Annotated in this window: 12 protein-coding genes and 1 other RNA gene; 6 read left to right on the forward strand and 7 right to left on the reverse strand. The window is 40.7% G+C overall.

What is annotated here, in order from left to right; genetic code table 11:
- The first annotated feature begins 1 nt into the window (after position 1).
- Positions 2–700: a hypothetical protein gene (locus Q0K96_RS06915; RefSeq protein ID WP_297333274.1), complete on the forward strand. Its 699-nt coding sequence runs from the start codon at positions 2–4 to the stop codon at positions 698–700.
- 3 nt (positions 701–703) lie between these two features.
- Here Q0K96_RS06915 and Q0K96_RS06920 read toward each other — a convergent pair whose 3' ends face one another.
- The 3 genes from Q0K96_RS06920 to Q0K96_RS06930 all read right to left on the reverse strand — a co-directional run bounded on the left by Q0K96_RS06920 (position 704) and on the right by Q0K96_RS06930 (position 5,660).
- Positions 704–1,420, reverse strand: coding sequence for a hypothetical protein (locus tag Q0K96_RS06920; protein WP_297333275.1), 717 nt, complete (start codon positions 1,418–1,420; stop codon positions 704–706).
- 45 nt (positions 1,421–1,465) lie between these two features.
- On the reverse strand, positions 1,466–3,880 hold the full coding sequence (locus tag Q0K96_RS06925; protein ID WP_297333286.1) for a TonB-dependent receptor: 2,415 nt from the start codon (positions 3,878–3,880) through the stop codon (positions 1,466–1,468).
- A 61-nt stretch (positions 3,881–3,941) separates the two neighbouring features.
- On the reverse strand, positions 3,942–5,660 hold the full coding sequence (locus Q0K96_RS06930; protein WP_297333276.1) for a M23 family metallopeptidase: 1,719 nt from the start codon (positions 5,658–5,660) through the stop codon (positions 3,942–3,944).
- A 178-nt stretch (positions 5,661–5,838) separates the two neighbouring features.
- On the opposite strand from Q0K96_RS06930, the gene Q0K96_RS06935 reads away from it, so the two are divergent.
- The 4 genes from Q0K96_RS06935 (at position 5,839) to rny (ending at position 8,215) form a co-directional block, all read left to right on the forward strand.
- Positions 5,839–6,129, forward strand: a complete 291-nt coding sequence (locus Q0K96_RS06935; protein ID WP_297333277.1) for a hypothetical protein — start codon at positions 5,839–5,841, stop codon at positions 6,127–6,129.
- Positions 6,130–6,136: 7 nt separating this feature from the next.
- On the forward strand, positions 6,137–6,430 hold the full coding sequence (locus tag Q0K96_RS06940; protein WP_223051799.1) for a cell division protein ZapA: 294 nt from the start codon (positions 6,137–6,139) through the stop codon (positions 6,428–6,430).
- A 55-nt stretch (positions 6,431–6,485) separates the two neighbouring features.
- A non-coding RNA gene (gene ssrS / locus Q0K96_RS06945) (6S RNA) lies at positions 6,486–6,592 on the forward strand.
- A 57-nt stretch (positions 6,593–6,649) separates the two neighbouring features.
- The gene (rny, locus tag Q0K96_RS06950; protein WP_297333278.1) at positions 6,650–8,215 is read left to right on the forward strand and encodes a ribonuclease Y; all 1,566 of its coding nucleotides are present in this window, start codon (positions 6,650–6,652) and stop codon (positions 8,213–8,215) included.
- A gap of 67 nt (positions 8,216–8,282) precedes the next feature.
- On the opposite strand, the gene Q0K96_RS06955 is transcribed toward rny, so the two are convergent.
- The 3 genes from Q0K96_RS06955 to Q0K96_RS06965 form a co-directional block, all read right to left on the reverse strand.
- Positions 8,283–8,687: a response regulator gene (locus Q0K96_RS06955; protein WP_297333279.1), complete on the reverse strand. Its 405-nt coding sequence runs from the start codon at positions 8,685–8,687 to the stop codon at positions 8,283–8,285.
- Positions 8,674–10,194 carry a PAS domain-containing sensor histidine kinase gene (locus Q0K96_RS06960; RefSeq protein WP_297333280.1) on the reverse strand — a complete coding sequence of 507 codons (1,521 nt, stop codon included), beginning with the start codon at positions 10,192–10,194 and terminating at the stop codon, positions 8,674–8,676. The genes Q0K96_RS06955 and Q0K96_RS06960 overlap by 14 nt, the downstream gene beginning before the upstream one ends.
- Before the next feature lie 73 nt (positions 10,195–10,267).
- Complete coding sequence (locus Q0K96_RS06965; protein WP_297333281.1) at positions 10,268–11,167, reverse strand: site-specific tyrosine recombinase; 900 nt, start codon at positions 11,165–11,167, stop codon at positions 10,268–10,270.
- A 92-nt stretch (positions 11,168–11,259) separates the two neighbouring features.
- Between Q0K96_RS06965 and Q0K96_RS06970 the strand changes: the two genes are divergently transcribed.
- Positions 11,260–11,880, forward strand: a complete 621-nt coding sequence (locus tag Q0K96_RS06970) for a porin family protein (protein WP_297333282.1) — start codon at positions 11,260–11,262, stop codon at positions 11,878–11,880.
- Between the two features lie 51 nt (positions 11,881–11,931).
- On the opposite strand, the gene Q0K96_RS06975 is transcribed toward Q0K96_RS06970, so the two are convergent.
- Entirely contained in the window at positions 11,932–15,186 is a 3,255-nt protein-coding gene (locus tag Q0K96_RS06975) for a T9SS type B sorting domain-containing protein (protein ID WP_297333283.1), read from the reverse strand.
- Positions 15,187–15,416: the final 230 nt, after the last annotated feature.

The raw sequence follows: 15,416 nt of genomic DNA on the forward strand, positions 1-15,416 counted from the left end.
TATGTATGTACCTCACGCTAATATAACCGTTCCTGAACCCGATACTATTGTATGGAAGTACCTGGACTTATCTAAGTTCCTGGACTTGCTACTGTGCAAAAAACTATTCATGGCACGTTCTGATAAATTTGAAGACCAGTATGAAGGCACCTTTAGCGAGCCAACCTTTGGCGAAATAAAGAAGATTGCCGAGAACAACCCCAGGTTTTTAGACCACTACAAAACCCATAGGGAAAAGGTAGTTATCAGCAGTTGGCACATTAACGAATATGAATCGTATGCCATGTGGCAGATTTTTACACAGAATAACGAAGGGCTTGCCATACAAAGCACGATAGGCAGGCTGCAACAGGCTATGGAGCCTGAAAGAAGGTATGAGCAGCATATTGGCGCTGTAAATTACATCGATTATAAGAAGGAGTTTATCCCGTTTGATGATACCTTCTTTCCGTTTCTGTTTAAGCGCAAGAGCTTTCAGTATGAAGGAGAAGTACGTATAATATCGGATATTACCAAGTATAACCAAACTATTAATGATGGTTTGAAGATAGATGTAGATATCAATAAACTGATTGAAAAGATATACATCCACCCAAAATCAGAGAACTGGTATAAAAACCTCGTGATACAGCTGATGGAGCAGTTAGGCTTTAACTTTACTATAGAAAAATCTGACCTTGAAAGCGAAATACTGATTTAAAGCTTACTGCACCGGCTCATAATCAGTAGTAGCCCATTCATCCGAAAGTAAATCTACATAATGGTAATGCACCTTGTCTTTTTCATCAAACGCGCCGTTTTGGTTTATATCCTCAATAGTGCGGAAGTAAAGCCTGTTTTTCGCCTCAACAATATTCCAGTCTAACAGTTCCTGCATATCCAGCGTAAGCTTGTGGAAATTCCTGCCGCTGATATCACTTACATATAATGACTTAATATCATTTATGTCTATCTTCTTGTCTTTGTTGGTGTCCGAATCTACCATAGAATAAACAAGCACCTGCCTTTTGCTGATGGTATTAAGGTAGGTTACGGTTTGTATCTGCACATGCTTATCTGTAAGCGGGTATAGTGCTGTACTGTCTATATGCTGAAACTTAAGGTTCTCAAAATAGCCTGTAAGCTCATAACGGTTATAGTTGGATATGGCATAGCTTATGTTATTGGTACGGCTGCTGCCATAGCTCCTGGCCTTGTCATCATACACACGTATATCGCCAATGGGGTGTATCAGGTACTTTGTGCCTTCCATGTGCACCGGAAGGTCGGCTACCTTTATTTGCGCAGAATCAGGCTTAACATCCTTTTGTTCTTCTGCCCTGTTTTCATATATAACCTTTGGCTTAGGCTTCTCTTCTTTGCGGCAGCTTACTGCGGCAAGGGCTGCAAAAGATAAAACCAGTAGTGTGCTCTTTTTCATTTTTGATAAGGATATAACCCAAAAATAAGGAAAATGTTTCAATTATCAGATACGTGCCGTAAGCTTAAGGCTGAAAACACGGCTGGTTAAATAGTTAGGTATGCCATATTGTGTTTTGGTATAAACATCGCGCACCCATGTATTGGTTATGGCATTCTGGTTATCAAACAGGTTAAATATCTCAAGCCCGAGGGAAAGTTCATCAAAGGCCGCAAGCCAGCTGTCAGCATCAACTTTTTTACTGTCATCGGTAAACACATAAGCAAAGCCGGCATCGGCACGGCGGTAATCTCTTAATCTCGACTGGTACACATAAGGGTCGGCATACGATGGCGAACCACCCGGCAGGCCGGTATTATAAACCAGGTTAAGGTACATTCTCAGGCTTGGTATATTAGGCACATAATCCTGGAAAAGCAACCCGAATTTAAGCCTTTGGTCGGTTGGGCGGGCAATATAGCCCCTATCCCTGTAATTCTCTTCGGTCTTCATATAACCGAAAGTAAACCATGACTGCGTGCCGGGAACAAACTCTCCGTTAAGGCGCATATCCAAACCATAGGCATAGGCAACCGCATCGTTATTGGCACGGTAACGGATACGCACATTTTCCAGCGTGTAAGTGTTTACATCATCCATATCTTTATAATAAGCCTCAGTAACCAGCTTAAATGGCCTGCCACCCCACATTTTAAAACTATAGTCGTTACCAAGCACCACATGTATAGAGCGCTGTGCCTTTACATCAGGATTAACAACACCTAAAGAATCGCGAAGCTCCCTGTAAAAAGGCGGCTGGTAATACAAACCTCCTGCAAGGCGGAAAAGCATATCTTTTTCCCAGTTCGGCTTCAGGCTAAACTGCGCACGCGGGCTAACCACTACCTGGCTTTTGCCTTTGCCGCTTATGTCGCTGTCAACCTGCCATTGGTGCGCCCTTACCCCCAGGTTCATGTAGGCTTCGCTATTGCCAAGCTTTGCCCTGCGGCTCCATTGGGCATAGCCCTGCATACGGTTTATAACAACAAAGTTGGTAGCCCTTACATTTTGGTAAGGCGTTAGCGGGCCATAGTAAGGATTGTAGGGCTGGTCGTTTACCTGCCTGTCTATTACAGGTGAGGGCAAAGAAAAGCCTGCAGAGTCTATTACCTCCCACTCTACCAGCCTGTCGCGAAAATCTTCGCGGGTATATTTTACGCCCCACTCTACAAGGCTCGTTTTAAAATCATGTACCCCTTTAACCTCGGCATTGGCTATAAGGGCATCAAGGTCGTTACGCCCGTGGTTAAGCTGAGAGCCTACTCCCCTTGGGTTTTGTATCTGCCCGAGAGATTCACTTCCTATAGACGTATCTACATCGCCCAATACATATTGTGCAAGTATATCAAAATGCTCCTGTTCCTGCGTGTGGTAAACAGAGCCTATAACCTTTAAGGTAAAATAATCAGAAACTTTATAAGTTGATTTTAATGCACCAAAATAAGTAAGGTATTCATCCTGTTCCTGCCCTTCATAAAATATCTGCAATGCTATAGGTTCATCTATAGTACCAAAATTGGTTTGGCGTGTCAGCGGTTCATAATTGTATTTATTCTGCGATATGTTACCCAAAAAGCTAATCTCCCATTTATCCGATGGCATAAAGTTTACCATTGTCTGCACATCGGCAAAAACAGGGTTAAAGTTGGTTTCGGTTTGCTGGCTGTTTACCAAAAGGCTGTTGTTACGGTAACGTGCACCCGTAATGGCACTCCATTTTTTGTCTTTAGAAATACCTTCAAGGGTCAGGCTTCCGCCGAGGAAGCTCGCCTCCAGTTCAGCTCCGTAATCAACCGGCCTTCGGTAGGTAATATCAAGTACCGAAGAGAGCTTATCTCCATAGCGTGACTGGAAGCCGCCTGAGTAGAACTGCACATCTTCTGCCATAGCAGAATTGGTAAAACTTAAACCTTCCTGCTGCCCGGAGCGTATAAGCAACGGCCTGTATATTTCTATATCTTCTACATATACAAGGTTTTCATCATAGTTACCGCCACGCACAGAGTATTGTGTACTAAGTTCATTATTACTGTTACCTCCCAAAAGTTTTACTATAGCCTCTACCCCGCCGTTTGCACTTGGTATTTTCCTGAGCAATGCTGGTGGTATATCAATAGCACCCTGAAGTTTTTTACGCCCTGTTGGCGAATCTATCTCAACTGTTTTAAGTGTTGTGAGCCCTGTTAAAAGTATGGAGTTAAACTCATATACCGTGCCCGGTGGCAACTCTACACCTTCATAAACTGAATTGGCAAAACTAACATGGGTAAAGTGCACATCTACAGGAACATTTGCAGGGAGAACTATTTTGTAATAGCCTCTTTGGTCGGTATTAGCAGAAACGCGCCCGTCAGGGCCATCATAATATATATTTACGCCCTCTATAGGCATATTGTGCTCATCCAGCATTACACCATGCATAAAAGGGGCATTTTGAGCTAAAACCACACTGCTGACCAGGAACAGGGCCAACGCAAGGAACTTATTTATTGTTTTCAACAGAGGCTGTATTTTGTGTTCTGAAAAAATGTGTTTCAAAGGTAGTAGAATTACCAACATTATCTGTTACAACAACTTTTAAATCGTTGCGGCCTTCATCTGCAAGGCCATCGCTAAAGTTGTGCACAATCATGCGGGTTTTATAATCATAATGCATTAATATCCACTTGCCGTTAATCCAGGCATCATAGGTTGCAATGCCCGAAAGGTCATCGCTTATTTTTAAGCTGAAGCTATTTTCTTTACTCAGCCACTTGCCTTCGGTAAAGCTCGGGCTGTATATTTTAGGAGGTGTAACGTCCTTATCAAGTTCAAAGGTGCCAAGGGCACGGACTTTGGCAGTAAGCCTTCCTTCTTCCATGTAGCTGGAGTGATAATTGCGCCTTTTGCCGGTTGTGCCGGATATAAACGTTTTTTGCAGTTCTTCAACCGGTATATGGCTCACATCAAACGAAACCGTAAGGTAATCGTGCACCGGCACCTTTGGGTCGTGCAGGTACAAAACAGTATCCCTTACATCAAAATCCATATAAAAATCTTCATAAAAGGCATTGGCAGGTATAAATACCGAAACACCATTTTTAGTATATATGTTATCATTTGCCGCCTTTACAAAGTATGGAGTGATGTGCTTTGGTTCCATTACCCGTGCAGGTTCGGGCGAATAGGCAATGCTGCCGTTTATAACGGCTTTGTTTCCGTGAAAATCGGAAACCTCAATGCGGTAGTTCTGTACCTTATCAGGCTCAATTGCAAGATGCCCGTTGGTGGTGTTCTTTTTTATTAAAGAAAGCGGATAAGGTGTCTTTACAAATAGCTTTTGGTATTTCTCGCCTGTATTATAATAATGCCCGTAATCTATAAAGTTATTTACATAGCGCGACTCGTTAAAAGCAAAGCTGTCGAAAGTATAACTAAAACCGGGGCTGCCGTTATAAAAGGTTTCCACCTTATAAACACCGTTGTGCCCATAACTGCCTGTAGATTTATCTGAGGTGCTTATGGCAAAGCCCACATTGCCCTTAGCCATTATTTTATCGGCAATATAAGTCCCGTCTTTTTGCAACTTGAGGTTTATCAAAAACGGCCTGCGGGCACCATCAACCACCGCATCCTCGCTAAGCGGGTATACCATTAGCCCATGCACAGAAGGGGTCTTTGGATCTTTCATCAGCTTTTTGAGACCGAAATGCAACGGGTTTATTATTTCTTCTGTTTTGGTATCACGATATTCAAAATGCAGGTGCGGCCCACCTGAGCCCCCGGTATTGCCCGAAAGCGCTACCAATTCGCCATGACCAACATTAATCTCTCCGGGCTTAAAAAATAGCTCTATATCAAATGTCTGTTTTTCATACTGTTTCGCACGCACTACAGAGTCTATTTTAGGCGCATAGGCCGAAAGATGCCCGTAAACAGTTGTGTAACCGTTCGGGTGGTCTATGTATAAAGCTGTACCGTATCCGTATGGCGAAACTTTTATACGCGAAACATAGCCTTCGGCAGCCGCATAAACAGGGTGCCCTGTGCTTTGCTTGGTACGATAATCTAAACCTGCATGAAAGTGGTTCGTCCGTATTTCGCCAAAGGTACCGCTGGGGTGCACAGGCAAATCCATAGGCGAACGGAAATAATCCTGCGGATAAGGATCCTGCGCGAATGAAGCGGATGCAATCAGTAATAAAATATAGCGTAAACTCATACGGCTAAAATATGAAAAACCTTATAATTAAAAGGCTGCAAAAACTTAAACTTATAACTGATTACAAAGCAATTTATCACAGATATATTACAAAAAATTGCAATAAATTTTACATTATTGTTGTTTGTAAACAAAGTAATATTAACTTTGTAAAATATTGTAATGAATATCGGTTGCCATGAACGGATTACCCGAAATAGTTGATTCTCTGGAATATAAACTTAAACAGCTACTCCGGAAAATGGAGATGCTGGAAAAGAGGAACAGGGAACTGGAAAGTAAACTTTCTGAGTCAGCTATGGTTACCGGCAGCCAGCTTGAAGAGATCATGATGCTGAAAAAGCAGAATGAAACGCTTAAAATGGCAAATTCATTATTGGGCAGTGACGACAATAAGAGAGAAACAAAACTCAAAATAAATTCATTGATCCGCGAAATTGATTATTGCATAGCACAACTTTCTGATTAAGGAAGAGATGGATGAGAAGCTGAAGATTAAAATATCTATTGCCGACAGGGTTTACCCGCTAACGGTAGATCCGGCACAGGAAGAAGGGCTAAGGAGCGCTTCTAAAAAAATCGACAGCATGATAAAGCAGTTTGAAGAAAACTATGCAGTAAGGGATAAGCAGGATGTTTTAGCCATGTGTGCGCTACAGTTTGCAGCACAGGCAGAACAAAAGCAGATAAACACATCTGCAGAACTGGAAACGGCTTTTGATAAGCTGAAGGAAATGGATGAAAGACTGGGACAAATGCTCTCTGAATAAATATACGTTCTTTACATACGTCAAGATACTGCCTACATTAGTACATATTTGATAAACTCAACACCAATACATTAAAATGGGTGAATCATCGCTGTTAAAGCAAGCTGCCACAGAGCAGATCCTTGATCAGCGGGTTAGCTCAAAACTTGTCTTTACGAGTTTATACAATCTTCTAATGTAGGCTTTTTTTATATACATACATCAACACTAAAACAAATTATGGACGCAACATTAATGTTAATTATCGGTGCTGTTATAGGGCTTGCTGCAGGCTTTGGCATAGCTAAATTCCTGGAGAAGAAAAGCGCTACAGGCATTATGGGCAACGCCCGTAAAGAGGCTGCCTCTATAATTAAGGACGCAACTAACGAAGCCGAAGCCATTAAAAAAGATAAACTGCTGCAGGCAAAAGAAAAATTTCTTGAGCTAAAGGCAGAACATGAGCAGGTAATACTGGGCAAAGACAAAAAAATTGCCGAGGCGGAAAAGAGGACACGCGATAAGGAATCTCAGATATCAAGTGAGCTTGCTAAAAGCAAAAAGCTGAACGAAGAAGTTGAAGCAAAAATTACCGATTATAACAACCGCATAGAGTACCTTGACAAAAAGCAGCAGGAAATAGACAGGCTGCACAAGAGCCAGGTAGAGCAGCTTGAAGTTATATCAGGATTAAGTGCTGAAGAAGCTAAAAACCAGCTTGTAGAAAGCCTGAAAGCCGATGCCAAGAGCAGTGCAATGGCACATATACAGGACACTATAGAAGAGGCTAAACTAACTGCACAGCAGGAAGCCAAGAAAATTATACTAAACACTATACAGCGCGTTGGTACCGAAGAAGCCGTAGAAAACTGCGTTTCGGTATTTAACATTGAATCTGATGATGTAAAGGGCCGTATCATCGGGCGTGAAGGGCGTAACATCCGTGCGCTGGAAGCTGCCACTGGTGTAGAGATAATTGTAGATGACACACCGGAAGCTATTATACTTTCGTGCTTTGACCCGGTAAGGAGAGAAGTAGCGCGACTTGCACTGCACAAACTTGTTACAGACGGAAGGATTCACCCCGCACGTATTGAAGAGGTGGTTGCAAAAACAGCCAAGCAAATTGAAGACGAAATTATAGAAGTTGGTAAGCGCACAGTAATAGACTTAGGCATACACGGCCTTCACCCGGAACTTATAAAGGTTGTGGGCAGGATGAAATACCGTTCTTCTTACGGGCAAAACCTGCTGCAACACTCAAGGGAAGTTGCCAAACTTTGCGGTATAATGGCGGCAGAACTGGGGCTGAATGTAAAACTTGCAAAAAGAGCCGGATTACTACACGATATAGGTAAAGTGCCGGATACTGAAAGTGATCTTCCGCACGCATTATTGGGTATGCAATGGGCAGAAAAATATGGAGAAAAAGAAGAAGTTTGCAACGCTATTGGTGCCCACCACGACGAAATTGAAATGAAAACCATGCTTGCTCCTGTTATACAGGTTTGTGATGCCATATCGGGCGCAAGGCCGGGCGCAAGGAGGCAGGTGCTGGATTCTTACATACAAAGGCTTAAAGACCTTGAAGACATTGCCTATGGCTTTGGAGGCGTTAAGAGCGCTTATGCCATACAGGCAGGCCGTGAGCTTCGTGTGATTGTGGAAAGTGAAAAGGTTAGCGATGAAATGGCAGCAAACCTGTCGTTTGAGATATCACACAAGATACAGACAGAAATGACCTATCCGGGGCAGGTTAAAATAACTGTTATTCGCGAAACAAGGGCCGTTAACATAGCAAAATAATTATTTGCTGATACTTTATAAAAAAAGCTGACTTGAAAGTCAGCTTTTTTTATAAATGCTATTTTAATTAAACCTCTTCCATTACAAACATTTTCTCAAGGTCTTCCCTGCATATAGGTTTCAGGTAGTAATCTTTAACAATACCATCAAAATCTTTAGACTTGCTTATATCTACCTCATTGTTAGATGAACTAATCATATAAATAACCGGCTTTTTAGTAAGCCCCTGAACTATTTTTTCATATTCCTCTAAAAATTGCCACCCGTTCATTATAGGCATATTCACATCAAGCAGTATCAGGTCGGGAAGTTCAATATCATCTTTATTTTTACGTATAAACTCAATCGCATCTAACCCATTTGAAAAAAAAGTGGTTTCAACATTAATACCGTTCTGCTTTAAAAGGTTCTTAAACAGAAAGTGGTAAATTTTATCGTCATCCACTATATAAAGGCTCTTAATCGTCTTCATTAAAAAATATTTTAAAAGTGGTTCCTTTATTAACTTCGCTGTAAACTTCTATCCTCCCTCCCATTGCCTCTACCTGGTTTTTGGTAATGAATAAACCTATACCCCTTGAATTTTGGTTTTTATGGAAGGTTTTATACATCCCGAAAAGGGAGTTTTTATGTTTTTTTAAATCGAGCCCAAGCCCGTTATCTGATACCGAAAGTACTTTTACCCCTTTTATAACTTCAAAATCAAAAGAGAGCATTGGCGTTCTCTCGGGGCTTGAGTATTTTATAGCATTTGTTGTAAAGTTAAGCAAAACACTCTCAAGGTACGCCGGATTGTAATTTACGGTTACATCAAGAGGTATGTTAATCTCTACATTAACGCCATGTTTGGTAATTTCATTATGCAAGATATTTAAAATATTTTTGAGATAATGCCTTAAATTGAGCTTTTCTTTTATGATCTTTACCTCAAACTGTATATCAACAAGCTCTTTAAGGTGTATTATAGTAACATAAAGCCCATCTGATATTGCCTCGAGCTGGTTAAGCATTTCCTGCTTTTCTTCCTCTTTTGCACCCTTAAAAATATCTATCAGCATTTTAAGATTACCCGCATGAGACCGCAGGTTATGCGAAACTATGTGTGCAAAATTACTAAGCCTGTTATTTTGGCTGCCAATAATATTTATGGTATTGGCAAGCTGTAGCTCTTTTTCCTTCATGTCGGTTATATCCTTGTGGGTACCAATGGCCCTTACAGGGTTTCCTTTCTCATCATAACCCACAGCCTTGCCACGGCTCAATACCCATCGGTATTTGCCGTTGTCATTTAATACCCTGTATATATTCTCAAAAGAAGGTATATCTCCCTTAAAGTAAGAACTACGAGCCAACTCATGCCCTTTAGTATCGTCCGGATGCATCCGCGCCCGCCAAAAAGATAACGGCACAATAACCTCTTTTTCTTCTTTACCGATAATCTTCATAGACTGTGCAGAAAAATATACCGTGTTGGATTTCATATCCCAGTCCCAGATACCCTCAGAGGCTGCCTGCAATGCATACTTATAACGTTCTTCTGATATTTTTATCTCGCGCTCTCTTTCTTTTTGTTCAGTAACATCGCTAACCCTGCCATAAAAACTTATGGTGCCGTCTCGCTGCTGCTCCGGTTTAGCTGTAATACGCATCCAGCGCAAACCTTTAACCGGTAGCTGAACGCGGTATTCATGGTTCCAGCGTGAAAGTGTATCTTTGGCAAATTCCATAGAGGCTATAAAGCCTTCGGCATCTTCAGGATGAATGCGCTCCCTGAAAAATATATCCGTATCTGAAAGAAATGTTTCTACACTCAGCTCATAAATATCATTAACGCTTTCGCTGGCAAATACAACCGAATAAAGGTTATCTGCCTTCCAAACCATTTTAAAAATAAGGTCGGGCACCTGGTCCAGCAGCTTTTTATAGAAAGCGTTAAGGCTTTCCCCATCATGGATATCAGGTAAATCGAAAAACTTCATGATACGAAATTAGAGCAAAAAACTATATAAATATAATTAAGATTTTATAATGATGTAATAAATAGTTTATAAACTATCGCCTTGGGTGATATGTATTAAGAACATTATCTAAAAACCTGCGGTCTAAGTGCATATAAATTTCTGTTGTGGTTATAGATTCATGCCCAAGCATTATCTGGATAGACCTTAAATCGGCACCGTTCTCCAGCAGGTGGGTCGCAAACGAATGCCGGAAAGTATGCGGGCTAATATTTTTAGAGAGGTTTATCTTCTTTGCCAGATTTTTAATAATAGTAAATACCATAGCCCTTGTTAGCCCCCTGCCCCTCCTGTTAAGGAACAAAGTATCTTCATTACCTTTTTGTATTGGTTGTAACACCCTTACCTGGTCTTTATAAATGCTAATATATTTTTGGGTAAATGTACCTATCGGCACAAAACGCTGCTTGCTGCCTTTGCCGGTAACTTTAATAAAGCCTTCCTCAAAATACAAATCGGATATTTTAAGTGTAACCAGTTCCGAAACCCTGAGCCCGCAGCTGTATAAAAGCTCAAGCATAGCTCTGTTGCGTTCGCCTTCATTTGTGCTAAGATCTATTGCAGCAATAAGATTGTCAATTTCCTGTGTTGACAATGTGTCGGGCAGCTTCCTGCCAATCTTGGGTACCTCAATAAGTTCCATTGGCGATGTTTTACGGTAGTCTTCAAAAACGAGGTAATTAAAAAAACTCTTTAGCCCTGAAATTACCCTTGCCCGCGAGCGGGGGTTTAGTTCTGCAGCAATATGGTAAACAAACTGCTGTATAATATCTTCCGAAACCTGTAATGGCGAAACCTCAATATTAAATTGTGTTAAATACTGTAGCAGCCTTTTTATGTCAAAAATATAATTTGCTACCGAATTTACCGAGAGCCCACGCTCTATCCTGAGGTATGATTTATAGTCGTTTATGTATTTATCCCAGTTTTTCACGCGGTTAAAGTTATGTGAATTAAGAAAAATTTGACAAAAGCAGGAATTTTAATGCAATACTTTTGACTCAACAAAACTAAAACTTTATCAAGATGAAACGAATTAAAATGTTATTTCTAAGTGCTGTAATGTTTGGAGGTATTGCAGCAGTAAATGCGCAAACCAGCAACATGAATTCATTATCGCCAAGATTTGGTGTAAAGGGTGGTGTTAACTTTGCAACTGTTACAGGTGATGACTTTGACAGCCCTGACTCAAGGACAAGCTTTCACGTAGGTGTACTTGGCGAAATGCCGTTAACCGAGATGTTCTCTATCCAGGCAGAAGTTTTATACTCTGGCCAGGGATTTGATGCAGACATTGAGGGATCTGACGGTGACAAAGCAGAATACCAGCTTGACTACATTAACGTGCCGATACTTGCAAAAGTATATGTACTTGACGGACTAAGCCTTGAAGTGGGACCACAGTTTAGCTTTGTTGTTAATGAAGAGTTTGATTTTAATCCTAACTCTAACGACGGAGATATTGACCTTGAAGGTACTCCTGCCGAAGCTGAAAGCTTTGAGTTTGGTGTAGCTGCCGGCCTTACATTTGAAACCAGTATGGGCCTTTTTGCTACAGGCAGGTATAACATGGGCTTAACTGACATTATAGAAGATATTGACGCTAAAAACTCAGTATTCCAGATAGGTATAGGTTACAAATTTTAACCTGTAATACCTAAAAAAGCAATAAGCTCCCTTTTCAGGGAGCTTATTTTGTTATCTGACCATTGCAAAGTGCCCGCGGTACTCCCTGCCGTCCTGGCGGATAACTACAAACCAGTAATCTGTAGAAGGAAGGCTGGCCCCGTTAAAGGTTCCGTCCCATCCGTCGCTTGTAGAGCCAAAGGCGGTAATTATCTTGCCATACCTGTCATAAATCTGTACTTTAAGGTTTGGCTCTTTTATAGCATACTGAATATACCATTTGTCGTGCACTCCATCTCCGTTAGGAGTAAAGTAGTTGGGATAATGCAGCAGCACTACTTCTTCTATATCCATCCCGCATCCGTTCATGTCTCTCACATAAACCTGGTAAACCCCAGTTTCAAGATTTTCAAACACATTACTTTCCTGATAGTTAAAACCATCTAAAGAATACTCATAACGGCCTTCTCCTTTAATATGAACTGTTATTGAGTTTTCATCCCTTGTCCAGTCCCTTGTATCCACAGCAACAATTTCAGGCTGTTCAGAAGCAAAAATTTCCATCTCTGCAAATCCCTCACATTTACCGTTGCCATAATTCTTTTCAACAAATACAGTATAAAGCCCCGGTTCTGTTACAGATATTGTTTGTGTAGTCTCGCCTGTACTCCATAAGTAGCTGCTGTACCCACCTTCTGCTGTTAGCTCGAGCGCTATACCATCGCATACAGTACCTTTACTGGTTATGTGCGGCTCCTGATATTCGCCCACATATAGCCTGAATAATGTAGTACTGTGGCAAATATCAATCTCGTTGTGCTTAAGCCTCACATATATAACCTGCCCGTTAGAAAGGCTTGTATAATATTCCGGTAAAGCATTACTACCGTTATCTGCATCCGCCTGGGTTGCGTGATAAGTTATAGTATACATTGCGCCGAACAAAGGCCCTAATATTGCTTCGTTCTGTTCTGTTAGGTGAAATTCTGCCGTATTGCCCGAACCCGGCTCTGCACATATAACCATATCGTCAGGCTGGTTAGCCGCAGCTATAGAAGGGAGTTCCTGGAAATTTATCCATTGCGTTACTACATTGCCGCAGGCATCTTCAACACTCATTACATATTCTGCCGGTTCAAGATTCCTGAAAATATTATCCGCGCCATTATCAACCATAAACGGCTCACCATCTTTTTGTGTAATTTTATACGAAACAGGATATCCGGTAACTTCTACATAAACATCATTTGGCTCACCAACACAAGCCATAGTGTAGGCACTATTAATAGTTAAAACATCATAATATTCAAACTGTCCCAGTTCGCTTATACATACAGTATTTTCATTACTTGCAGTTGTAAAGGTTTCAAACCTTTTTAGTATCCTGAATTTTCCGCTGTAATTTAAGTTATTCCGAACCGTGTTGTTGTTAAGCTTTATCCCGGTATCAGAATCAGGCATGGCGCCCTCTGTATATACCACACCGGTTTGCGGGTGCATCCACTGCCCTGTAGATGTATTAAGCTTTTGCAGCCAAAAGGTAGCGCCTTCAAGACCATTACTGGAATCTGTAACCTTAACAGAGAATGAACCGCAGTTTGGAGTAAAGATAAAGCTGTCCTGAGCAGGTGGATTATAACCCTCTATATAAACCTGCATATCATGAACAATACCGCATTCGTCAGTAGCTTTAAAAACATAATTACCCTGGGGAAGATTCCCCATATAAAACCTGCCATTGAATATGTTTGAAGAAACGTTAGCCTGATACATCTGGCTATAGGCCGGTGGTGCAACAGTAACTATAACCTCTGTCAGGTCTCCGTTACCGCTTCTAAGCATCACAGAGCCATAACCTGCTTCACAAGAAACAAGCGTTGCGTCTGTAAAAGGTTTTTCTATAAAAGGAGGTACTTCTACAATTTCTTCATAACTAAAACCGCAATCGTCAGTAAAAGCTATAGTATAAAAACCTACAGGCATATTGTTTAATGCAAGTGTGCCTGCATTATTAATATTAGGTGTTACGTTTTGTGGCAGCGAACCTGTATAAGGTGAATTTGTTGCAATAATTGTAGCCGATACAAGATTTGAATTAGGAACACTTATCCTGATCCTGCCAAATTCTGAAAAGCAGCCGTTGTTACGCCCATTTACAATAGGGGTAGGTATATTTATCTCTACATTAAGTGTTTTAATAGCTGACCGTCCGCATTCATCTGTAACTTGCAGTACATAATAACCAAATGGTACAGGGTTTTCCACATTACCAAACTCTATAGATGGCTGTGTAAAACTGCCATTAGCGGCAACGTTATAATCTAAAGCATTAAAACCATCAGGTGCTGATAAAAATTCTACGGTATAAGAGTTTACATATCCTCCCACATTCACCATAAGATATTCTTCACCACACGGAGCATTGGCTGTAACAAAAGATAATCCCAATTCATGGCTAACAATGTTATCAGTCTTCTCATATAACGTATTACAGTTATCTGTAACAAACAATTCATAGGGATATGACACATTGTATCGCGGCAGTACAGCCGATACCTCTAAAGCGTCCGCAGGGCCATTAGTAATAGTCTGGTCAATAACAATTTCATCACCACCTATCTCCATCGCGTTCAGCCTGTGCTGCACAGTAAGCGGATAGGCTATAGTACCCGATGTTGCTGCTATAACATTTGTAACAGTAATAGAGTCGCAAAATGTAGCTGTAGTTTCAGCAAAAGCAGGATCTGATATACTTAGTTCAGAACTGACTACGGTAAGGCTATGCGTTTTAACTTTACCTACACCGCAATTATTAAAAGCTCTTATATTATATGTACCTGATGGTAACCCTTCGAAAATATTAGATGCCTGTAGCGGCCTGGTTTCCGGGCCGGATATAATTTCATATTGAGCAGCTATGCCCTGCGTGGCGTTTACCACAATATTGCCTCCTGAAGCACAGTTTAAATTATTGGAAGAAACAGAAATAGCAAAAGGCTGTATAAGGTTTTGTATAGTAATTTGTGCCTCCTGCATATTAGAGTCATCACCCAAGGCCTGAAGTGCTGCAACCTTATAGGTGCCGGCGGATAAGCCACCTAAATAATTATCCGATAATACTGATATAGGAGAGCTGGTATTAGGTAGTTTATACACCTTAAACAACACTGTAGAACCCGTTGTAAGTCCGCTAACACTAAAAGTAATAGAACCATTGCTCAGACAGGTTTCATCTGTTTTAGAGAGGTTCAGATTAAAATCAGTAAGTTGGGCATTTGCAATACTGCTGCAAAATAATAAAGCTAAGATAAGTCTAACTATTTTCATACATCCAGTTTTTTACATTCGTTTTACTTCGTTTTGTACCAATAAAACTTTCATTTTCACAGTACAAATATAAGTTAAAATAAAGTTAAAGTATTGATATACAATTATTTAACTATTACGTTTCATCGATTTATTATGTAATATTTAATTGTTAAATATTTCCTAAAATAAATAACTACTGATTTTCAGTTATTTAGAAATATCATCAATTAATTTATTCATTATATAAT

The organism is Flavobacterium sp. (assembly GCF_024305175.1).
Taxonomy (GTDB): domain Bacteria; phylum Bacteroidota; class Bacteroidia; order Flavobacteriales; family Flavobacteriaceae; genus Flavobacterium.